The organism is bacterium (assembly GCA_016708025.1).
Taxonomy (GTDB): Bacteria; Zixibacteria; MSB-5A5; order GN15; family FEB-12; genus FEB-12.
Genome location: JADJGQ010000001.1, coordinates 712,649 through 734,141, shown reverse-complemented (window position 1 = coordinate 734,141; position 21,493 = coordinate 712,649). Strand labels below are relative to the sequence as shown.

The 21,493-nt window shown below is 54.5% G+C and carries 19 protein-coding genes and 1 tRNA gene; 4 read left to right on the top strand and 16 right to left on the bottom strand.

Translation table 11 applies throughout. The features are described 5' to 3' along the window. The first annotated feature begins 17 nt into the window (after positions 1–17). Entirely contained in the window at positions 18–2,195 is a 2,178-nt protein-coding gene (locus tag IPH75_03205; GenBank protein ID MBK7141074.1) for a hypothetical protein, read from the top strand. A gap of 54 nt (positions 2,196–2,249) precedes the next feature. Here the strand turns inward: IPH75_03205 and IPH75_03200 are convergent, their stop codons facing one another. After that, the gene (locus IPH75_03200) at positions 2,250–2,744 is read right to left on the bottom strand and encodes a VOC family protein (protein ID MBK7141073.1); all 495 of its coding nucleotides are present in this window, start codon (positions 2,742–2,744) and stop codon (positions 2,250–2,252) included. Between the two features lie 211 nt (positions 2,745–2,955). Between IPH75_03200 and IPH75_03195 the strand changes: the two genes are divergently transcribed. From IPH75_03195 to IPH75_03185, 3 genes are all read left to right on the top strand, one after another. Then, positions 2,956–3,486: a hypothetical protein gene (locus IPH75_03195; protein ID MBK7141072.1), complete on the top strand. Its 531-nt coding sequence runs from the start codon at positions 2,956–2,958 to the stop codon at positions 3,484–3,486. Between the two features lie 104 nt (positions 3,487–3,590). Then, positions 3,591–4,406 carry a tail fiber domain-containing protein gene (locus IPH75_03190; GenBank protein MBK7141071.1) on the top strand — a complete coding sequence of 272 codons (816 nt, stop codon included), beginning with the start codon at positions 3,591–3,593 and terminating at the stop codon, positions 4,404–4,406. Positions 4,407–4,449: 43 nt separating this feature from the next. Continuing rightward, the gene (locus IPH75_03185) at positions 4,450–4,947 is read left to right on the top strand and encodes a hypothetical protein (protein MBK7141070.1); all 498 of its coding nucleotides are present in this window, start codon (positions 4,450–4,452) and stop codon (positions 4,945–4,947) included. Between the two features lie 128 nt (positions 4,948–5,075). On the opposite strand, the gene rny is transcribed toward IPH75_03185, so the two are convergent. The 15 genes from rny to IPH75_03110 form a co-directional block, all read right to left on the bottom strand. After that, positions 5,076–6,641, bottom strand: coding sequence for a ribonuclease Y (rny, locus tag IPH75_03180; protein MBK7141069.1), 1,566 nt, complete (start codon positions 6,639–6,641; stop codon positions 5,076–5,078). A 93-nt stretch (positions 6,642–6,734) separates the two neighbouring features. After that, a complete protein-coding gene (locus tag IPH75_03175) occupies positions 6,735–7,052 on the bottom strand; it encodes a cell division protein ZapA (protein ID MBK7141068.1) in 318 nt (105 codons plus the stop codon). Between the two features lie 97 nt (positions 7,053–7,149). Continuing rightward, the gene (zapB, locus tag IPH75_03170; protein MBK7141067.1) at positions 7,150–7,392 is read right to left on the bottom strand and encodes a cell division protein ZapB; all 243 of its coding nucleotides are present in this window, start codon (positions 7,390–7,392) and stop codon (positions 7,150–7,152) included. A gap of 1 nt (position 7,393) precedes the next feature. After that, a complete protein-coding gene (locus IPH75_03165; GenBank protein MBK7141066.1) occupies positions 7,394–8,191 on the bottom strand; it encodes a hypothetical protein in 798 nt (265 codons plus the stop codon). Positions 8,192–8,274: 83 nt separating this feature from the next. After that, on the bottom strand, positions 8,275–9,777 hold the full coding sequence (gene pheT / locus IPH75_03160) for a phenylalanine--tRNA ligase subunit beta (GenBank protein MBK7141065.1): 1,503 nt from the start codon (positions 9,775–9,777) through the stop codon (positions 8,275–8,277). Positions 9,778–9,780: 3 nt separating this feature from the next. Next, the gene (gene pheS, locus IPH75_03155) at positions 9,781–10,794 is read right to left on the bottom strand and encodes a phenylalanine--tRNA ligase subunit alpha (GenBank protein ID MBK7141064.1); all 1,014 of its coding nucleotides are present in this window, start codon (positions 10,792–10,794) and stop codon (positions 9,781–9,783) included. Between the two features lie 24 nt (positions 10,795–10,818). Then, the gene (gene rplT / locus IPH75_03150) at positions 10,819–11,169 is read right to left on the bottom strand and encodes a 50S ribosomal protein L20 (protein ID MBK7141063.1); all 351 of its coding nucleotides are present in this window, start codon (positions 11,167–11,169) and stop codon (positions 10,819–10,821) included. A 28-nt stretch (positions 11,170–11,197) separates the two neighbouring features. Then, the gene (gene rpmI, locus IPH75_03145; protein ID MBK7141062.1) at positions 11,198–11,395 is read right to left on the bottom strand and encodes a 50S ribosomal protein L35; all 198 of its coding nucleotides are present in this window, start codon (positions 11,393–11,395) and stop codon (positions 11,198–11,200) included. Between the two features lie 49 nt (positions 11,396–11,444). After that, positions 11,445–12,086, bottom strand: a complete 642-nt coding sequence (locus tag IPH75_03140; GenBank protein MBK7141061.1) for a translation initiation factor IF-3 — start codon at positions 12,084–12,086, stop codon at positions 11,445–11,447. Between the two features lie 14 nt (positions 12,087–12,100). Then, positions 12,101–14,038 carry a threonine--tRNA ligase gene (gene thrS / locus IPH75_03135; GenBank protein ID MBK7141060.1) on the bottom strand — a complete coding sequence of 646 codons (1,938 nt, stop codon included), beginning with the start codon at positions 14,036–14,038 and terminating at the stop codon, positions 12,101–12,103. 70 nt (positions 14,039–14,108) lie between these two features. After that, positions 14,109–14,185, bottom strand: a tRNA-Val gene (locus IPH75_03130). A gap of 158 nt (positions 14,186–14,343) precedes the next feature. Beyond that, a complete protein-coding gene (locus IPH75_03125; protein MBK7141059.1) occupies positions 14,344–15,600 on the bottom strand; it encodes a DegT/DnrJ/EryC1/StrS aminotransferase family protein in 1,257 nt (418 codons plus the stop codon). Between the two features lie 17 nt (positions 15,601–15,617). After that, complete coding sequence (asnB, locus tag IPH75_03120; protein MBK7141058.1) at positions 15,618–17,642, bottom strand: asparagine synthase (glutamine-hydrolyzing); 2,025 nt, start codon at positions 17,640–17,642, stop codon at positions 15,618–15,620. Positions 17,643–17,712: 70 nt separating this feature from the next. Next, on the bottom strand, positions 17,713–19,701 hold the full coding sequence (locus IPH75_03115) for a hypothetical protein (GenBank protein MBK7141057.1): 1,989 nt from the start codon (positions 19,699–19,701) through the stop codon (positions 17,713–17,715). Beyond that, positions 19,698–21,428: a tetratricopeptide repeat protein gene (locus IPH75_03110; protein MBK7141056.1), complete on the bottom strand. Its 1,731-nt coding sequence runs from the start codon at positions 21,426–21,428 to the stop codon at positions 19,698–19,700. The genes IPH75_03115 and IPH75_03110 overlap by 4 nt, the downstream gene beginning before the upstream one ends. Positions 21,429–21,493 lie beyond the last annotated feature (65 nt).

The following is a 21,493-nucleotide window of genomic DNA, read 5'->3' as shown; positions in this document are numbered from 1 at the left end:
CACAGGAGTGGCATACGATGTATCGTTCACTGGTTTGTCAACTTGGGTTACTTCTTCTCCTGATCTCCACTTCCCACGCCGCGATCTCCAGCAAGCAATTCCGCGAGGATTACGCCTCGCTGGTCAAGCTGGTCAATGACCGCTCCGGCGAACTGCTCCAGATCGACAGCTTCACCTATGTCAAGGATGTTGCGGAGTTCCGGTTCGGCCCCGGCACATTCCTTTTGCAGCGGCCGGTTAATGGTCGTCCGACTGTCGCCGCTTTTGTCGGAACGGGACATGTCCGCATCGATATCCCGGTTCCGGCGGAACGACATAATCTCTACGCCATGAAGCGCGACACCATGATCGATGAAGACTTTACCGTCTGCTTCATCCGGATGGCCGACGATCTCGATCTGCAACTCAAGCAACGCTTCAAAGTGAAGAATGGGCAAATGGCAGTCGCGGATTACCAAAAGATCAGGGATATCAAGGGAGAGTATTACTTCAAGCCAACCAGATACCATGCCTGGGACAACCTGGCCCAGCTCCTCATCTCAGCGTACGAGCGGAGATCCGACGGCTACTTCTGGGCCAGCTTTGACCACACATTTTTCTCTTTCGATCCCAACCGTCCCGAAGAGATATCGATCGGACATGCCCGCAATCCTGACATTGCCATGTCCGACGCATTGGTATCGTTCCAACGCAAAGAGCGGAACCGATACGGATTGCGGCAGATCTCGCAGATCGATTTCCCACTCCAGATGAGCCGGATAGATGCTACGCTGGAATTGTCCGGCGCCGATGGCTGGCGCATAGACAAGGCTGAAATTTCCACAATACTGAAGATCAATCGTGATTCGGTCCGGTTCCCCGGGCTCTTTATGGATCGTCGGTTTGACCCGGACTCAATCTTCGTAAATAGTGTCCGGACAGAGTGGTTTCGCCGGAAGGACTTCTACCATCTCCTCCTGCTCACACCTGACTATGTACACAAAGGTGACACGCTCAATATCGCGATCTGGTACTCCAACGGCGGTTCCGACTACTACTCGCTGCTCCCCTGGATGGAGAGTGGCGAAGCGCTGGATCGTTCACTCCGCCTTGTCTTCCCGCCTGGCTACAACTACGCGCTCCCGATGGCTGGTGCTATCGAAGAGTGTGGCGATGGGCGGCACCAGTGCACGGCCGGAAGATTTTATGGGAGCGATCTTGGGTTCCGCCCAATGGTGACCAATTACGACACCACTGTGGTCGATATTGATTCTTTGATTCTGCTGAAATTCGTGTCGCACGATTACGGCGATATAGTCAAAGAGAAACCGTATCAGGATGAAGTGACCAACTGCTTCCGCTTCTTCATGGATATGTTCGGCAATCCATCCGACCTGACAGAAGTATACATCTTCCCCGGAGGAGATGCATCGGACCCCGGCTTGCTGAATATTCCTCCGGTCAAGGGCGATCTTGAGATGGGCGGATTTCAGCGAGTCGCGAGCGAACGCGTGGCACGTCAGTGGATCGGTCCGAAGATACAGCCTGCCTCATACCGGGAATACTGGATGGCCCCGGCTATCTCTGTATACCTGGGCTTGATGTATGTGGAAAAGAATACCGGCGCGACCGCGATGTATACCAATCTGAAGCAGTGGAAAGTAGAGATCGAAGAAGCTATAGATCGTGATGAGGATATTGCGTTGTCAACCGGATTGCGCGGGGACGCCATGCGTGGTATCGGCAAAGGGGTCTGGATGCTCCACATGTTGCGTATCCTGATGCGCGATCTGGAGCATGCCAATGATGATATCTTTCTTGGATTCCTGCGCGACATTCTCATGCAATCAAATAATCGAAAATTCAGCAATTACGACTTCTGCGCGCTGGCGGAATCACACACCGGTATCAAGCTCGACTGGTTTTTCAATCAATGGCTCTATGGCCGGGGTCTCCCCGTCTTCACCAATAGCTATACAGTGGCATCCGAGGCCGACGGTCACTATGTCGACCTAAAGATAGAGACCTCCGGAGTCCCGGCGGAAACAGCTTTTCCTGTGCTCTTTAAGGTAATCGTCCCCGAGGGTGCCATCTTCGCCCGCAAGGCGATCGCCGGACAGTTGCAGACCTATCGTCTCGGGCCCTTTCCGTCGAAACCGCAGGGTCTGATATTTAACGAGTATGAAAGCATTCTCTGCCAGAAGAAATCGAAATAGGAGCGCAGTAGAAGAAGTCTCGCCGAAAGCCGATTGAGAGACAGGAAGAGTCTGTCAGTTAGCTTCGGCGAGCAAGGCATCGATATCGAGCACGGCATTGACCATCGCGTAACTTCCATCCTCATTCCGGGGCCATTGGTCGCGCGGACGGTCACAATATATCTCGATCCCGTTGTTGTCCGGATCGCGGAAATAGATCGCTTCACTTACGCCATGGTCGGCGGCACCATCGATCGCCCATCCCGACTCCAGTACGCGCAGAAGAGTAGTCGCCAATGCCTGACGTGAGGGCAGCAGAATCGCAAAATGGTAAAGCCCGGTCGAGCCGCGCGGTGGCGGCGAGCCATTCTTCGATTCCCAGACATTGAGCCCGATATGGTGATGATACCCTCCCGCCGAGAGGAATGCAGCGGCGTTCCCCATACGGGCCACGACCTCGAAACCAAGCGTGTCAGTGTAGAATTTGATGGCTCTGTCCAGATCGGCTACCTTAAGATGCACATGGCCGATAACCGCACGAGGATCGACAGTTAAAGTCTCTTTGCTCATGCCTAAAGTAACACCATTCGCAGTCGATCGGTTTCCGAGGAATAGACTCTCTCATCAATGTAGCTCGCCAAACTAAACATTGACAGATTTGTCTTATTTGTTATTATGAGATGCACAGGAAGCTGACCGAGCGCGGCGGCCTGGTATCCTTTGTTGTCGCATACACGACAAATGTCCCATAAAATCTCTATCAAACTAAAAGGGAGTAGCTATGCGAGCTTCTGCACTGCTGACTATTTGCGCCGCACTTCTTCTTGTCGTCGCGATCTCACTTTCGACAATCGCATCAGACAACTTGAATTATCAGGGCAGATTGACCGATGCCTCCGGCACGGCAGTTCCTGATGCTTCCTATTCGCTGACTTTCCGCGTCTTCAGTGCGCTTTCCGGCGGAAGCGCCCTCTGGACAGAGACGCACCCCGCGGTGGTTACTTCGGGCGGACTATTTACCGTCCTGCTGGGCAGTATCACCCCGCTTGACCTTGCCTCGCTCGGCACCGGCAATCTGTATCTTGAAATTCAAGTGGCTTCCTCGACACCCCTCACCCCACGAACGCTCTTGAGCTCTGTTCCCAAAGCGACCTCTGCCGGGAAACTGACGGGTTCAGTTGAGACCGGTTCAAGTTCCCTCACCCTCAAACGTGACGATGGCGAGGCGTTCTTATTAACAAGTCTCTTAGTAAGGCCAGCATCTTCATGTTTGCCCCGCAACCTGAACCACCCAAGGAGGTACTTGAAATAGCGTCATTATTGAATAATGGTGCATCCATCAGGATGTTTGCCCCGCAACCAGAGCCACCCCGTGTACTGATGGAGCTAAATGGCGATCCAATCAACGGTCCCAGTATGGATTTCTTTGATGATGCCGGACAGGTTATGGGCATAGAGCCGAGCCCATTCAATGGCGGATTCAGCATCAGACTATTTGCCCCGCAGCCTGAGCCGCCCTCCGCTTTGGTGGACCTTGGGGCATCATATACACCAGCCGGTGGCCTGGCAAAAATCCCCAGTGTCTCAAACAACTCGTCTTCGCTCGCCATGTCCGGCTCAACCACTGGTGACTCAACGATACAACTGGCGACGCTGACAGCAAAAAGTGGAACTGGCACCTTGCGCCTCGGAACTCAGGCAGACCCGGATAACTCAGGTACCCTGATCAAAGCCGAAGCCACACCCACTGGAAGCCGCCTTGATGTTTCCGGTCCACCCTTTGTGGGCGGATTCACCAGCACCATCAGTTTGATAACGAACGGCACTGCCTCTATCGGGATCGGTACGCCGACACCCGCCCAGGCCCTGCATGTCGTGGGCAACATCTGCTACACCGGCTCGATCGGCGCCTGCTCTGACGAAAAGTTCAAGCAGAACATTGAACCGGTCGATCACGCACTGGATCTGATCGGCGATCTCGAAGGCGTACGGTACGAGTGGAAACGCTCTGAATTCCCGGAATACCAGTTCAGCGAGGGAACACAGCTTGGTTTCGTTGCTCAGGAAGTTAAACAGGTCGTTCCGGAAGTTGTGACAACCCAGCCGGACGGCTCTCTCACAGTCGACTATGGCCGCCTGACACCGCTCCTATTGGAAGCCATCAAAGAATTGAAGAAACAGAACGAAGAATTGGCCAGGCGCGTCAAGGTGCTAGAACAAGCCAGGAAATAGCGGCTATTCATAGCCGAATTTCGTAACTGCAAAGGCATTTGTTATGAGAGCATTATCTATATTGCAACCGCTCCTTATTGCAGTGATCGGTTGCGCATCTCTGCTGTCCGCTGCCGAGACCGTTCCAGAAGTGCTGGTGCCGACGGCTGGTGAACAGATCAACTGGCGCGTGCAGAGCGGTGGGGGGGGGATTTCGTTATCTGACAGCTACATTGTCGCGGCCACGATCGGACAGACGGCCGCTGGCCTGGTGGCCTCTTCCAGTTATCGCGTGAATCAGGGATTCTGGCAGATTTTTGCCGATGCGTCAACTTGCTGTGCTGGCACCACTGGTAATGTGAATGAGTCTGTTTCAGAGACGCCCGATTTGTCCGACTTGTCGCTGCTCATCGCATACTTGACGGTCACGCCGCGGCCGATTCTCCCCTGCCTTCCGGAGGCGAATACAAACACGACTGGGAGTATCGATTTGTCGGATCTGTCACTGCTCATCGCGTATCTGACGATGACACCGCGTCCGACATTGCCGAACTGCCAATAAAGCGTCTCGCTCTCTAATAGTGAGGCGAGCTGACCTATCATTCAAAAGGCAGGTATCAATCGATTCGTCCAGCGATTGAACCTGCCTTGATTTTTCCGCCGCTCTCGCGATATCTCACAAACGGTGTGCTACTTTGCGTACTCTGTCGAACGCGTCTCGCGAATCACCGTCACCTTGATCTGACCGGGATACTGCATCTCCGATTCGATCTTGGCAGCGATATCCGAGGCCAGCACCTGGCTTGCCAGGTCATCGATCTGACCATGTTCCACGATCACGCGGATCTCGCGTCCCGCCTGAATCGCGTACGCTTTCTGTACGCCGCGGAAACTATCAGCCAGAGCTTCGAGCTGCTGTAACCGTTTTACATAAGCTTCGAGCGGCTCACGACGCGCTCCCGGTCGTGCACCGGAGATCGCATCGGCCGCCTGCACCAACACCGGGTACGGTCCCAGCATGGGCACATCGCCATGATGCGATTCGATCGCGTTGATGACCGATTCGCTCTCTTTGTATCTCCGCACAAAATCGGCGCCGATCTGGGTATGCGTTCCTTCGGTCTCACGGTCGATCGCTTTGCCGACATCGTGCAGCAGACCGCACCGTTTGGCCAGTGGCGCATCCAGTTCCAGTTCTGCCGCCATCAGGCCGCAGATCATGGCTACTTCTTTCGAATGGGCCAGGACATTCTGTCCATAGGAGGTTCGGTAATTCAGTTTTCCCAATTGACGGATGATATCCGGATGAAGCCCATGTACGCCCAGTTCGAAACAGGCTTGTTCGCCGGCCTCGCGGACAATCACTTCCATCTCTTTCTTGGTCTTTTCGACTACTTCCTCGATCCGGGTCGGATGGATCCGGCCATCCGTCACCAGCTTCTCCAGCGACATTCTGGCGATCTCGCGACGGACCGGATCGTAGCCGGACAGGATCACCGCTTCCGGCGTGTCATCAACTATGACATCAACCCCGGTGCAGGTTTCGAATGCGCGGATATTGCGTCCTTCGCGCCCGATGATCCGCCCCTTCATTTCATCGGTCGGAAGGTTGACGACAGAAACAGTCGACTCAACCGTATGGTCGGCCGCGCAGCGATAGATGGAAGAGAGAATGATCTCTTTGGCTTCTTTTTCGGCGTTCTGTTCGGCCTGATCGCGGATTTCCTTGATCTTGGCGGCGGCTTCAAGTTTTGCCTCGCCGATCATATTATCCATCAACTGCCGCTTGGCTTCTTCAGGCGACATCTGGGCGATCTTCTGGAGTCGGTCGTTCTGCTGGGAAATGATCTGGTCAAGTTCGGTTTCGCGGAGGGTTATCCCGCGCTCGCGCCCTTGCAGAGTTTTATCTCGGTTGGCCAGATCACGATCCCTGGACTCCACGGACTCATGCTTCTTCTGGAGCAGGGAGTCCTTTTCGTCCAACCGCTTCTCGACCTTTTCGATCTCACGGCGGCGCTCTTCGATCTCTTTTTCAAAGGTCCCTTTGACCTTGAGCCACTCTTCGCGCGCCTCGAGAGCGGATTCCTTTTTCTTTATCTGGGCTTCTTTTTCGGCTTCGGTGATGATCCGGGCAGCCTGTGAACGAGACGAGCTGACGCTCTTCTCGCCGATGCGGTGGGCCAGTATCCAGGCCGCCACAAAAGCCACCACGCCTACCACCAGAGCGGAGACAATAGTAACTACTGAAATGTTCATAAGAACCTCCCACCCGTCAGAAACGACGGATGACTCTATGTCTAATAGCAAAGGAGTAGGGCGGGAAAATACGAAATGAGACTGCGCGACCGACTACCGCTTCGGCTTCTCGACGGGATCGAGGGCCAGATCAAGGCGGTTCATTAAGGTGTCGACATAGCTGGTCTGGTCATCCTCCAGGTGCTTCAATTGATCACGCATTTCAAGGAGTTCTGAGGCGAGAGTAAGGGCGGTCAGAATGGCCACCTTGTCCTTGGCTTTGGAACGACTCACTCGAGCGACTTCTCTCATCATGGTATCAACGAATTCGGCGACCCGTGCAATATGTGCTGGATCGCCGCTACCTGTAATAGGATATTCTTCGCCAAATATTTTGACTGTGACCTTATTTTCAGCTAATACGTCAGACATGTAATGGTGCGCACTCGCGTTGATTGTATTTTCTGTCCTATCCGACTATCCTGCACATTGTTATACCAAACAGGACAGCGATTGTCAATAAAAAAACTTACCGCGTAAGACCTTCCAGCTCATCTACATGGGCCAGGACCGCCGTCAGCCGGCTCTTGATCTGGTCGGACTGATCGTTCTGATTCGCCCGTAATCGCGTCACTTCGGTCTGAAGTCTTGTCAGTTCTGAGCGAAGTCGACTGTTCTCCTGCTTCTGTTCCTGGTTCTCGCCTTTCAGCTTCTCCACCAGTTCAAGCAGTTTCTCGAACTTGATCGTCAATTGTTCCAGTTTGTCCGCCATGTTACTTCTCCCGAATGTCGGCCCTAAACTCGTCCTTTAAGGCGGCAATGATAGCCTGTTGTGCCTTATCGACTTCTTCGCTGGCAAGCGAACGCTCACTCGAACGATAGACGATAGCCACACCGATCGACTTCTTGCCCGATTCTATCTGCTTCCCGGCGTACACATCAAAGACGGTCACTGATTCAGCGATCGACCCGGCCACCGCTTTGATTCGATCGACCATATCCCCCACTCGCACCTCGCGCCCGACCACGATCGCCAGATCCCGCGGCGCAGCCGGATAGATCGGCAACGCAGAGAACTTGCCAAGCGATCGGCTGATCTTCATCATCGGAGCAAGGTACAGCTCGCCAACATAGAAGTCCTGCCGAATATCAAATCGCTTTGCCAGAGCATCGGTCAGCTTGCCGACCTGGCCGATTCGTTCGCCATCTGCCTGCAATTCGAATGATACTTCTGCATCAAAGTAAGTGGTGCTGATCGGCTCGTAGGTGAGCGAAGACCAGTGGAAATGAGCGGCCATCCGCTCTATTGCGGCTTTCAGATCATAGAAATCGACCGCTCGGGCTTTATCGCGCCAATTGGCCGGTGAATTGCCTGACACGGCCAGCGACAACCGCTCTTCCTCACGCCAATCCGACTTGTCCGATGGCGGGAAATAGGCGCGTCCGAGTTCGAACAGCCGAAGGTCAGTTATCCGATGGGACAAATTGTGCGACGCGATACCAATCATGCTTGGTAAAAGCGTATTCCGCATAATGGAGAGATCATCAGAGATCGGGTTCGACACTTTCACCTGCGGAACTCCCGGAAGGAGTTGTTCGCAGAGACGTCCATCCGCCAGCCCATGGCCGAGAATCTCATCAAAACCAACGCCCGTTAACAGGCGACGGATCTCATTTTCGTAGAGATCCTCAGGGTTCGATGGACTATACAGTGGCCCCTTGTTTTCGACGTATCAGGGATATTCCCCCAGCCCTCGATGCGAGCGACCTCTTCGACCAGATCGATCTCACGGCCGATATCGGAGCGGAAAGTCGGGACAGTCACCTCGATCGGATCGTCACCCGACGTCTGGAACTCCAGACCCGTCAGGATCTCTTTCATCCGCGCAGAAGAGAGCTTCTTCCCCATCACTGCAGAGCAGCGCGCGGGGCGAAGTGATATCTTCAACGGCTCGATTCTCTTGGGGTAGAAATCAACAACACCGGAGAGCACTTCTCCGCCGCAGACATCCTGGAAGAGCATGGCCGCGCGGTCGATCGCATACGGAATGTTATTGGGGTCAACTCCACGCTCAAACCGTGCCGATGATTCGGTCACCATGCCCAGCTCTTTCCGACTTCGGCGCGTTATCACCGCGTTGAAGTGCGCAGCTTCCAGCAAAAGTGTGGTTGTTTTCTCCGTCACCTCAGAGTGAAGGCCACCCATCACACCTGCCACCGCGACCGGGTTTTTGCCGTTGGTGATCATCAAGACTTGAGGCGTGAGCGTACGCTCCTGTCCATCCAGCGTGACGAACTTCTCTTTATCTTTGGCGCGACGAACAACCACTTCGTTCGAGCCGAATTGATCGAGATCAAACGCATGGAGCGGATTGCCACATTCAAGCATCACCAGATTGGTGATGTCAACCACATTGGAAATTGGCCGAATACCGGCCGTCAGTAGTTTCTTTTTGATCCACCAGGGCGAGGGTCCGATCTTGACATTGCGGATCACACGCGCCGCATAGCGAGGGCAGCCGACCAGATCTTCGCTGGTCACCGTGACCACCGAAGATGCCTTCTCAGCTACTTCCTTCAGCTTGATCTCTGGCTTGCGAAGTCTCACTCCGCCGAGCGCCGCGAGATCGCGGGCAATACCGAACGCAGACCAGGCATCACCGCGGTTTGGTGTCAGTTCAAAGCCGAGGATATGGTCATCGAAATCGAGAAATTCTTTGAGTGGGACTCCTACCGGAGCGTTCGGATCGAGGACCATGATCCCGGCATGGTCATTGGAGATGCCGAGTTCATCCTCGGCGCAGATCATACCGAAGGACTCAACACCGCGGATCTTCGCCTGCTTGATCTCCATCCCGCCGTTCATTTTTGCGCCAACCAGCGCAACCGGGACTTTCTGGCCAACCGCCACATTCGGAGCGCCACAGATCACCTGCAACTTCTCTCTGCCGATATTGACGACTGTCCGCTGGATCTTGCTCGCCCCTTCAACGGGGTGGACCTCGAGTACCTCACCCACCACTACTTTGTCGAGATAGCGCGCGGTGGAGATGATCTCTTCATTGGCGATCCCGCACAGCGTGAGGCGATCCGCCATCTCCTCGGCCGACCAGTCAAGGCCGGTCAATTCCTTGAGCCAGAGATAGGAAACTTGCATAGCTTAACTGAACTGTCTGAGGAATCGAAGGTTGCTGTTGAAAAAGAGCCGGATATCATTGATGCCATGTTTCAGCATCGCCGGTCGCTCGACTCCGGTGCCGAACGCGTAGCCGGTATATTTTTCGGAATCGATCCCGGCCATATCGAGCACATTGGGATGGATCATCCCGCATCCAAGGATCTCAAGCCAGCCGGTCTGCTTGCAGAGTTGGCATCCCTTACCTTTACAGAGATAACAGGCGACATCCACTTCTGCCGATGGTTCCGTGAAAGGGAAATAGGATGGCCTGAACCGAAGTTTCAGGTCTTCGCCGAAATAGGCATGCGCAAAGGCGTTGATACATCCCTTGAGATCGGCGATCGAGACGCCTTCATCGACCAGAAATCCATCGACCTGGTGAAATGAGATATGCGCGCGCGTCGAGATATCTTCGTGGCGGAATGTGCGACCCGGCATGATCAGTTTGATCGGGAGATCGTTTTTCCGCTTTTCCAGTTCACGAGCCTGTACCGGCGTGGTGTGAGTACGAAGCAGTCTCCCGCCTTCAACGAAGAAGGTGTCATGTTCATCGCGCGCCGGATGGTCCGGGGCGAAATTGAGCGCTTCGAAATTGTAATGATCGGTCTCGACATGCGGGCCGCGCGCTATCTGGAAACCCATGCGCTCGAAAATACCACAGATGTCGTTCATCGTCTGATTGATGATGTGAACCGTCCCCTGATACTGCCCGGTTCCGGGAAGTGTGGGATCGAAATCAGAGGCTTGTTTGGAGGATGAAAGCCGCGCGGTCGCTTCTTCAATGAGTTGCTCGATCCGCTGGCGGACCTGATTGGCCGCCGCGCCGACCGACTTTTTCTCATCGACTGACAACGCGCCGAGCGATTTCAGGACGGCAGTTAGACTCCCCTTCCGTCCAAGGAACTGAACCTGCAGTTCCCGTAACGAATCGAGCGAATCGGCATTTCCGATTCGCTCGACAGCGTCACGTTCGATGTGAGAGACCTCGTCAAGTATTGACATACCGAGGACCCGATCCAGTTACTTGCCGGCGGCAATATTAACGAGATTGGCGAAGGTCGCCATATCGCGAGCGGCGATATCGGCCAGGGCCTTTCGGTCGAGCGTCACTCCGGCCTTCTTCAGGCCATTGATGAATTTCGAATAATTGGTTCCGCAGAGCTGGGCCGCCGCACCGATGCGGGTGATCCAGAGGGCGCGGAATTCGCGCTTGCGCGCGCGGCGATCGCGATAGGCGTAGCGCATGCCACGATGCACCGTTTCAATAGCGGTACGGTAGAGGCGCGAGCGACCGCTGAAATTTCCTTTGGCCCGCTGCAGGACCTTTTTGTGCCGCCGATGAGCGGCGACGTTATTTTTTGCGCGAGGCATCTCTATTCTCCTTCTTCACTAGTCCTGCTTAGTCGTTCGGCAACATCCGCTCAACGCGATGCATATCGGTCTTGTGGACCATCCCATGTTTGCGTAGCTGGCGGACACGCTTCGCGCTCATCTTGGTCTGAATATGTGACCGATAAGCCTTTTTGTGTTTGATCTTGCCGGAGGCGGTCTTTTTGAAGCGCTTGGCCGCACCCTTGTTGGTCTTGATTTTCGGCATCTGATTCCTCTATGTTCACTTTCTCTAACTTCAAAATCCGCGCCGGAAACTACTCGTCCGACTCTTCGTCATCGTCCTCGACCATCACCGCGTCGGCCGCCCCGGACGATTTCTCCTGCTTCTGATCGCCCTTGTCTTTCGACTGAGCGAGGCGTTGCGCCTGCATCTTCTTGAGCATATCCGGTTTCGGACTCATCACCATGCTCAGCGTGTTCCCTTCCATCTTCGGCGGAACATCAAGCAACGATATATCGGCCAGTTCCTGAATGATCTTCTGGATGATGACGTGTCCGAATTCCTGGTGGGCCATTTCGCGGCCACGGAACTGCACGAACACCTTCACCTTGTTGCCGGACTCCAGAAACTCACGGACATGTTTGGTCTTGAAGTCAAAATCATGGTCGTCGATCTTCGGCCGAAACCGCATCTCCTTCAACTGGAAGGAGTGTTGCTTTTTCTTGGCGACCTTCTCCTTTTTGGAAAGCTCGTACTTGTACTTTCCAAAATCCATGATTCGACAAACCGGCGGCCGACTAGTCGGCGCGACCTCAACCAGATCAAGACCGAGTTCACGAGCACGGTCAAGTGCCTCGCGGGTTGGGATTATCCCAACCTGTTCCCCTGCGGCGCCGATCAGGCGGATAGGGGTAACACGGATACGGTCATTGACCCGAACGTCCTTACTGGCGATAGAATCCTCCTCGGTTATACATTACCGGATTGCTCCTGTCCTTTGGTCGCCACTTCACGAACCAACATGGTTATAGCGTCATCGACCGACTTGGCCCCCTGATCGCCCGAACCATGCTTTCGAATTGCCACCTCGCCTTTTTCCGCTTCACGGCCGCCGATGACAAACATGTATGGTACTTTGTAAACTTCGGCGTCGCGGATCTTCGCCCCGATCTTCTCGGACCGATCATCCAGTGAAGCACGAATATTCGCCTTCTTCAATTTCTCAACCACGCCCTTACCGTACTCATTGAAAGCATCGGTAATGGGCAATACCCGAACCTGCGTCGGGGCAAGCCAGACCGGGAAATTCCCGGCATAATGTTCGATCAACACGCCAAAAAACCGCTCGATCGAGCCGAGCAACGCGCGGTGGATCATAAACGGACGCTTATGCTGTCCATCCGGCCCGACATAGGTCAGATCAAACCGCTCCGGCAGATTGAAATCGAACTGAATGGTCGAACACTGCCAGCTACGACCCAGTGCATCTTTGATCTTAATATCGATCTTGGGGCCGTAAAACGCTCCGCCCCCTTCGTCGACCTGATACTTCAGGCCGGCGCTGTCCAGAGTCTTACGCAGACCATCCTGCGCGCGAACCCAGTCAGCCGGGTCGCCAACCGCCTTTTCGGGGCGGGTCGAAAGATACACTTCGAAGTCGCTAAAGCCAAACGATTTCAGGATATGCAGGCAGAAATCGAGCAGCCAGACCAGCTCCTCTTCCATCCCCTCATGGGAGACAAAATGGTGAGCATCGTCCTGGGTAAACCCGCGCACGCGCATCAGCCCGTGCAACGTTCCCGCCCGTTCAAACCGATAGACGGTACCAAGTTCCGCCCAGCGAAGCGGCAGGTCGCGGTACGACCACATCCGGTTCTTATACATCTGGATATGGAACGGACAGTTCATCGGCTTAAGCTGGAACAACCGCTCTTCAGCCTCAAGCGGACTGAACATCGACTCAGAATAGAAACCCGTATGACCGGACTTGTTCCAGAGATCCAGATTCGCGATATGCGGCGAAAAGACCAGCTCGTAGCCGTTACTCAGGTGTTCTGAGCGCCAGAAATTCTCAATTTCGTTCCTGATTCGCGCCCCTTTGGGGAGCCAGAGGATCAGCCCCGGCCCGACCTCATCGGTGATCGCGTACAGCTCAAGCTGTTTGCCGAGGAGTCGGTGATCGCGCTTCTTCGCTTCTTCCACTCGCTGCAGGTACTCGTCGAGCATCTGCTTTTTCGGGAAGGAGATGCCGTAGATCCGCTGCAGCATCTTATTCTTTTCATCGCCGCGCCAGTATGCGCCGGAGGTCGCGGTCAACTTGACCGCCTTGACGATACCGGTCCGGGGTATATGCGGGCCGCGGCAGAGATCTTCGAAAGATGACTGATAGTAGAAAGTCACCGTGTCATCGGCGATCCCTTCGAGCAATTCAACTTTGTAGATCGCCTCGCGATCCTTGTAGTAGTCGATCGCTTCCTTGCGGTTTTTCACTTCGCAACGGAAGGTGGCATCTTCGGCCACGATCTTCGCCATCTGCTCTTCGATCTTCGCCAGATCATCAGTGGAGAACGGCTTCTCTACTTCGAAATCGTAATACCAGCCGTCATCGATCGGCGGCCCAATTGCCAGCTTGGCATTGGGGAACAGCGCCAACACCGCCTGTGCCATGATATGCGAGGAGGAGTGCCAGAAAACCTGCTTCCCTTCGGGCTGTTCAAAAGTCAGTATCTCCAGTTTGGCGTCGCTGGGAATCGGGTAGTTAAGATCGCGCACCACTCCATTGACCTTGACGGCAATTGCCTCCTTGGCCAGGCGCGGCGAGATCCCCTCAGCGATCTTCAAACCGGTGGTACCGGACTCGAACCCCTTAACGGAGCCATCAGGAAATGTGATCTGTACGGCTGACATCTTCTTTCTAATAAGTAAAGGCGGGGCGCCCGGGAGTGTCGACTCTCAGCGGTTTCCCCGCGTCGTCAAATGGTGGGCGATACTGGAATTGAACCAGTGACCCCTTGCATGTCAAGCAAGTACTCTAACCATCTGAGCTAATCGCCCATCTTCTATTAACTTATCCGGAATTGACAAATTCAGGACAGACCGCAAAATATATCGATTCGAAAGGTCTGTCAATAGATTTTTTAGGGTGGAGCCACCAAGAAACTTGTTAGCAAATAACAGGTTACCCGCTGAATTTTGCCCCCCGTCCGGATCGCTTAGCCCTTCATTGCCGACCGAAGCGTATCAAAAACGCGCAACTGGTCGGCTTCACGCATCCCGCTATACAGTGGTAAAGTGATCGTCAGGCGGTCAGCCACGAAGGCATTCGGGTAGTCAATATCGCGGAGCGCGTACTTCCGATGGTAGTACCCCAGGAGATGCACCGCGTGCGTCCCCTGCCGAACGGAGATACCGTCGGATTCGAGCTGGGCCATGATTCGGTTGCGTGTCCGATTCCAGTCGTCGATCTGGCTCCAATTCCCCGTGCGGATCGCGCGCTTCAGTTCTTCCATGCCCCGCGGCTGGAATAAGCAGACATATGATTGATAGGCGTGACGATACCCCGATGGCACGGTTTGTGGGTTGAGGAACGGAAGTTCGCTTAACAGCTCAGTGTACCGCGCCGCCGCCGCCATGCGTCCTTCCAGAATTGAGTCGAGCTTTCCCATTTGCGCGACACCGATCGCACCCTGAAGGTCGGTCATGCGATAGTTAAAGCCGAGAATGTCGTAATTTGGCAAGAGTGATCCGCCATTGGAGAGATGGCGTTCGAGATCTGTTTTGGAAGCACCATGATCGCGGAGCATCCGCGCGGTGGCCGCGAATTCAGCATCGTTGGTGACGATCATTCCCCCCTCACCGGTGGTGATCGCCTTGCGTGGATGAAGAGAAAAGCAACCGGCCAGTGCTTCGGTTCCGGCATGATGACCGGTTCGTTCGGCGCCCAGACCGCAAGCGGCATCTTCAATAATGGTCAGATCGAATTCTTCGGCCAGTTGGCTGATCGCTTCCATGTTGGCGCAAAGGCCGAATAGCGAAACTGGAATAATGGCTCGCGGCCAGCTTACACCACGACGAGAGTTTTGCTCGAGATATTCACGAAGTTGCACTGCGTCGATCGTCAGTGTCTCAAGATCGATATCAATAAAGATCGGACGTGCGCCGGTATATTCGATCGCGTTGGCCGTAGCGACAAAGGTGAACGACGGCAGGAGCACTTCGTCTCCTCTGCCGATCCCGGCCGCCAGCAAGGCAAGGTGTAGCGCGGTTGTGCATGACGTCGTGGCAATCGCATGTTCGGCCTGGACGAAGTCGGCGAAGAGCTGTTCGAATTGAGCGACTCTCGGTCCCTGAACTAACCAACCTGATTCCAGGACCTGTTCTACCGCCTGAAGTTCCGCTGAATCGAAGATTGGCCGGGTGATCGGAAGTTTTGTCGATTCTGCTTTGCGGGTCTGCTCTTTTAACAACATGCGACACTCCGTAGGGGTTAGCGATACCGCAGCACCGGCTCCAACGCCTGGTGCGATTTGACTGGTTGGTGGCGAGTGATGGTCAGCGACCGCTTTGGATCGACTGCCTCACCATCGAGGAAGAGCCGGTTCCAATGTTCAAAACTCAAGAGAGACCAGATCAACAACCGATGGTTAACCCTGCCGCTCACATGGTCGTCGATGACTTTCTCAAGATAGTCTTTCTGGAAATAGCCGCGGTCGAGCGCCTGCGGCGAGAGAATTGTCGACCTGATATAATCAACCAACTGCTTCATATACCATGATTGATCGGGAGCGCTGAAACCCTGCTTGCGATTCTCGATGATATCATTCGGCAGGATCCCCTTCATTGCCTGTCGAAGGAGATATTTCCCGCTGAGATTGGCGTCGGACTTGACCGCCTCACTCCATTCGGTATTGATCAGGTATTTGGACGGGAGCTTCATAGCGAAATCGACCAGGGCATTATCAAGAAATGGAACGCGGGATTCGAGTGAATGCGCCATGCTCAGCTTGTCTTCGATCACCAGTATTCCGTGCAGAAAAGTTTTGGCATCAACATAGAGGGCCCGCTTGAGGAGTGAATCATGCGCCTTGCCACTCAGAACTCGATCAAAGGATTGGCGCGGACTGTAATCGCCAAGTTCCCTCATAAAGTCGTGACTGAAGAAACTCGGTTTTTGACGATCCTGCACCAGGCGCGACCAATAAGTGTAAGCGGCAGCATCAAAGGCCGCAGGCGAGTCGACCTGGGTCAACAGATTGTAACGCCAGGGATAGCCCGCGAACAGTTCATCTCCTCCGGGACCGGCAAGAACCACCTTTACGAACTTGCCTGCAAGTTGTGACAGGTAGTAATGCGGATAGGACATGCCAACACGAAGATCCTCTGCATGCCAGATCACCCGTGGGAGCGCCCATTCGAGATCTCCCGCATGTATCACCATCTGGTAATGTTCGGTTCCAAATTCGCGCGAAACCAGTTCCGCTTTCGCCCGTTCGTCGAAGAAATTTTCAATGCTGGTGGCAGTGGCGACATCAAAGCCGCCGGTAAAGGTCATCAGGCGAGGGATCTCACGCGAGGCAAGGGCAGTCAGTGTACCTGAATCAAGCCCGCCGGAGAGGTAGCTCCCGATCGGGACATCGGCGACCAGTTGGCGGCGAACAGTCTGTTCGAGAATGGCGCGCAATTCGTCAACGTACTGCGCCTCTCCCTTATCTTCTCCCTCTTCAAAATCGAAATCCCAGTATTGGTGTCTGCTGATCGAGTCGTTCTTGAAAATGAGAATTGTGCCGGGCTGAAGTAGATGAATATTCTCAAAGAGCGTGGTTTCGCCATACGTGTTCTGGAATGTAAAATAATCACTCAATGCCTGCGGATTCAGCCGAGCATGGATGCCATCGACCTGCAACAGCGCCTTTACCTCCGAGGCAAATACGAGCATATTCCGCTGAATGGTGTAGTAGAGCGGCTTGGCGCCGTAGCGGTCACGCGCCAGAATGAGGCGATTGGAGCGACCATCCCAAAGCGCAAACGCAAAGATGCCATTCAGCATAGAGACTGCGCGGTCACCATATTGCTCATACAGGTGGATGATCACTTCGGTATCGGACTGGGAGAAAAAGCGGTGGCCTTCCGCCTCGAGCTGGGCCCGTAGTTCGCGGAAATTGTAGATCTCGCCATTGAAGGTGACCCAGATTCCGTTTGCCCGGTTGGACATCGGCTGGTGGCCGGCGGAGGTCAGATCAATGATGGAGAGTCGGCGGTGACCCAGGGCAAGGTTGAACTGGTGATCGCCATGCAGGATCTGTTCCCACTCCTGCTGGTTTCTTGCAGAGCGCCGCTCGGCGGATTTTTCGACCCAGTATCCCTCGGCCTTAAACGGCTCATTGCGTACCTGGAAAAAGACAGCCCCTTCATCATCGGGACCGCGATGTTCCATCGTATCGCACATTGCTTTGAGGCAATGCGCCGGGATCGGTTGCTGTGTGAGATGATATATTCCGGCTATGCCGCACATACTATATGCCTTTCGGGCGTTCCGTGCCCTTCGGTATCAGTATCGGCAGACTGTGCAAAAAGTTAACAGCCTAGGGTCTGGCGGTCAGCTCGGTTGGACGGAATGCGATGATCGGTTGGCGGAGGCCATCGAACCACGAGCCGGTCGCATACTCTTCCCCTCGAAACTCCAATTCGGCGGCTTTCAGCCCTGCGGCGTGGAGTTCAATCACCGGTCGAGGACCAAGATAGGCCAGCGTTCGCCACATTCGGTGAGGGGCTACAGGAGTACTCGGAGCCAGACGCCAGCCAGCGTCGCGGAAAGGCGTTAAATCCAGACCGCCTATGAACTGAAGGACGGTCGCTCCGGATGCCACCGAGAGTTGGTCGGCATTGAGTTTTCCACCTGTGTCGCCCAACTGGTTCCAGTAATCTATATACAGGAGCAGGTCGAGCGATTCGAGCAGTGTTCTGTCAAGCTGGTTCCAGTTGGTCAGGAGGGTTACCTCGGCGCCAAGTTGTTCGAGTGCGCGAAGAATCGGGGGGGTGAAAAAGTTCTCCCCTGCCACCACAATGTGACTTCCGCGAATCTCCAGATTCTGCTCCATCATGAGCCGGACTGCGAGTGGTTCGCAGTAACTCAGGATGTCGGCCATCGGATGTTCCTCGTTGGTGCCCACTACATGTATTTCCCGTTCACGGCAACAATCGAGATCGATCTCACCCGGGCGTAGCTCACGCGCGTCATACATGACCGGGATCACGCTGCCAGGTTTCAGTCGCGAAACTATCTGTGCATCAATCGGTCGGACAAACCCGAGATTTGTCAGGATATCTGTCTGGGAAAGATCCGCCTGTTCGCGAGAGACGATCCGGATGCGCGATTCAACTCCTACCGCTTTGGCCATCGCAAGGGTTGCCAAAGCTGCGTCATCAGCGGATCCATAGGGTGAGTCAGTAGCGATCGCTTGAACTCGTGCTCCGGCGAGAGCCGCAATCGCGGCTGTCACCGCGAAATGGCCGGTCGCGGCTTCAGTCAGCACTTCAAACCCCGTTAAGTCGAGCCGAAGATTGTGAACCACCTCTTTGATGAGACGAACTGTCCGTGCGGTATTTTCCGAAGGAGTCTGGTGTTCGCGATTACTCGCCTTGGTAGATCTCTGGGTCGCAACTGCCGGGACTCCAAAAGCGGTTACGTTGTCGGGGATATTTTTGGTGACACAGGCGGACATTCCGATCACTACGTCACTTCCCACAGTCACGCCATCTCGAACCGAGGCTGCCAGGCAGACCCGAGTACGTGGGCCGATCTTGACAGACCCGGCAATAGAAGCATGGGCCATGATCAGGCAATTCTCGCCGATCTCGACATTATGAGCTATGGACGCAAGATTGTCGATCTTGGTGCCGCGCCGAATGATAGTCTGTTTGAATACCGCAGTATCAATCACCACTCCCGAGCCGATATAGACATTGTCTTCGATTACAACTCTCCCCGAGTGCGGGAAATGGCAGAGAGCACCCTGATCATCTTTGTAGAATTCGAAACCCGGGCCGCCGATCACCGCTCCAGCCTTGATAACGACATGGTCACCGATCGTCACATTGCCATGGATAACGCAGTTGCTTTCGATAGTGACATTTCTGCCTATCGAGGCTCCAGCCTCAATGACAGCATGAGGCGAAACGGAACCGGGATTGGGGAAAGTCGAAAGCGCGGTTGGCTCGATCTGTTCCACGGACTGTTTGACCAGATCGGCAAAGAGCTGTTTTGGCTGAGCGCAGAAAAGAAGGCACTGGTTCATTTGCGGTCGGACAAACAGACTGAGCTCGCTGTTAAGTATCAGAAGCGATGCCGGCGACTTGGAGAGTCTGGCGGCTACCTCTTCCCATTTCGAGACATCTGGCGCATAGAAATAGGCGATCTCTCCCGATTCAGCCTCCGCAAAAGTGGCAAAGTACTGCTCACCGTTTACGGCCGGCTTCCCCCGGCTGATAGTCGAGTACTGCGAAGCGTCTAATTGCTCCAGGAGACGGCTGACCGGAGTCTGGTTTTCGATCGATTTTAGGCGATAGATCATGAGATCCTCCCTGCGCGAGAAGAGAATTGGTCGGGATAGTCCAGCGAAAATCCGTGGTAGACCAGATCGTAGAGATACCAGTACTTCTGGACCAGAGTTTTCGCATCAAATTCGCGGCGCGCCCAATCGCGGCACTGCGCTCCGATATCTTTCAGACGCTTTGGGTCGGCAATCAGTTTTCTGGACACTTCGTACAGTGTCGATGGTGTCGCATGGACGACCGGAGTGTCCGGATAAAGCAACATAGTGAAATTGTCGAGTGGCGTTATCGGCACCAACCCCTGGGCGGCCGATTCAATCGCGTTGAGTCCAAATGTAAAAAGCAATGAGACGATATGCAGGTGACAGGACGCTTTGAGCGACAGACACTCGCCATTGGAAAGCCCGGCGATCTCGACCGACTCGACTTTCTTGTTTTCACGGGCGAGCCGATGCATCACGTCCAGAATCAGGTCACTTCGTTTGATATTGCGGTAATTCTGCCCCGAGGGTGCATGACAAACGCGGAGTTTGCCGGACGTGTCCATCCTGGCTTTGGGCAGTTCATCCATATCGAGGATATACGGCTGCATGTGGTAGAAACTATTGGGCAACAGGCGATACATGGTGTAATCGCAGGCGGTCAGCGCGGTGAAACCGGTCTGGGCATGAAATTTGGCAAGAGCCGGTCCGTTGTTGCGAAGTTCGGAACCGTAGTATTGGAAGACTGCATTGCGCGGTGAAACATAGCGATTCCAGTCGATCCCCGGGATCTCCAGCAACTGTCGCCCGACATGAAAGAAGTCGGCCCGCTTGATCAGGTCAACAGCTTCACTCTGCGCTACTGAGGATACCTTTCCATCCTGATCGGTGATCAGGACATCGCGGTCATACGCGAGATAGTCATCTTGCAGGATGACGCACCGTGCCATATGGTTGGTGTATTTATTCAGGGCGCGCATCAGACCGGTCAGTTGACCGGCGATATTAAAATCGGCTATCACAAGTATCCGCAACCCATCCTTGGTTGGTGCCCCTTTGGGGACAAGTTTCATGAATGGGTCAGTTGACGCCGCCGGTTCATTGAGCCGTCGCGGCAGGAACTGAAAGACTGGCAGGGTTTGCGAGTCAGGACGGTGTTTCCCTTCGCGATGAGCGACTGTCCGTACCAGGGAATCATTATCGCACTTGAGACAGATGGAGTCCTCGATCCGATCGCGATAAAAGCGAGATGGCGGCGAGTCACTCAACCACTCCGCCAGTTCACTGACCAACGGATCAGAAAGTGACGCCATACGTTCGAGCGCCAGGGAGATATCACGGTCATGAATTGACAGGCGGGTCGGGATAAAGAGCCGGATCAGCATTTCGCGCTGGAGATCGGTAAGCGTCGCCATGGCATTGGCCAAAAAGGCTGAGTCCTGCTCGGACCAGTCTTCGGATGAGGCCCGAACCAAGAGATACGGCCAGGCGTACAGAGGATTGGCTTGAAGTTGTTCCTGGGGAACGGTACCAAGCAATGCGCAGAGGTTGGCGGCGGCATCTTCATACGACGGATCGACTGCCAGTGCCTGCCCGAAGCAGGAGACCGCGGCCTCCGGCTTGCCTTGTTTGAACGCTACTACTCCAAGACCATTCAGGATCTCGGGATCGTTTGGTTCCTTCTCCAGAGCATGCAGGAAGTAGTCGGCTGCCTGTTCCAGTTTTCCTTCTGCGATGAGCGTCTCGCCCAGTGTGGCGTTTGACATGCGGTTCGGCACTCCTTGCCTGGTTGGGTTCATCCTGTATCCGAATTATCGGCAGACCGGTAGAA

What these genes read in the sequence shown, in the direction of transcription:
- IPH75_03205 (MBK7141074.1), top strand. Translation starts at nt 18, where the DNA reads ATGTATCGTTCACTGGTTTGTCAACTTGGGTTACTTCTTCTCCTGATC.
- IPH75_03200 (MBK7141073.1), bottom strand. Translation starts at nt 2,744, where the DNA reads ATGAGCAAAGAGACTTTAACTGTCGATCCTCGTGCGGTTATCGGCCAT.
- IPH75_03195 (MBK7141072.1), top strand. Translation starts at nt 2,956, where the DNA reads ATGCGAGCTTCTGCACTGCTGACTATTTGCGCCGCACTTCTTCTTGTC.
- IPH75_03190 (MBK7141071.1), top strand. Translation starts at nt 3,591, where the DNA reads ATGGATTTCTTTGATGATGCCGGACAGGTTATGGGCATAGAGCCGAGC.
- IPH75_03185 (MBK7141070.1), top strand. Translation starts at nt 4,450, where the DNA reads ATGAGAGCATTATCTATATTGCAACCGCTCCTTATTGCAGTGATCGGT.
- rny (MBK7141069.1), bottom strand. Translation starts at nt 6,641, where the DNA reads ATGAACATTTCAGTAGTTACTATTGTCTCCGCTCTGGTGGTAGGCGTG.
- IPH75_03175 (MBK7141068.1), bottom strand. Translation starts at nt 7,052, where the DNA reads ATGTCTGACGTATTAGCTGAAAATAAGGTCACAGTCAAAATATTTGGC.
- zapB (MBK7141067.1), bottom strand. Translation starts at nt 7,392, where the DNA reads ATGGCGGACAAACTGGAACAATTGACGATCAAGTTCGAGAAACTGCTT.
- pheT (MBK7141065.1), bottom strand. Translation starts at nt 9,777, where the DNA reads ATGCAAGTTTCCTATCTCTGGCTCAAGGAATTGACCGGCCTTGACTGG.
- rplT (MBK7141063.1), bottom strand. Translation starts at nt 11,169, where the DNA reads ATGCCTCGCGCAAAAAATAACGTCGCCGCTCATCGGCGGCACAAAAAG.
- rpmI (MBK7141062.1), bottom strand. Translation starts at nt 11,395, where the DNA reads ATGCCGAAAATCAAGACCAACAAGGGTGCGGCCAAGCGCTTCAAAAAG.
- thrS (MBK7141060.1), bottom strand. Translation starts at nt 14,038, where the DNA reads ATGTCAGCCGTACAGATCACATTTCCTGATGGCTCCGTTAAGGGGTTC.
- IPH75_03125 (MBK7141059.1), bottom strand. Translation starts at nt 15,600, where the DNA reads ATGTTGTTAAAAGAGCAGACCCGCAAAGCAGAATCGACAAAACTTCCG.
- asnB (MBK7141058.1), bottom strand. Translation starts at nt 17,642, where the DNA reads ATGTGCGGCATAGCCGGAATATATCATCTCACACAGCAACCGATCCCG.
- IPH75_03115 (MBK7141057.1), bottom strand. Translation starts at nt 19,701, where the DNA reads ATGATCTATCGCCTAAAATCGATCGAAAACCAGACTCCGGTCAGCCGT.
- IPH75_03110 (MBK7141056.1), bottom strand. Translation starts at nt 21,428, where the DNA reads ATGTCAAACGCCACACTGGGCGAGACGCTCATCGCAGAAGGAAAACTG.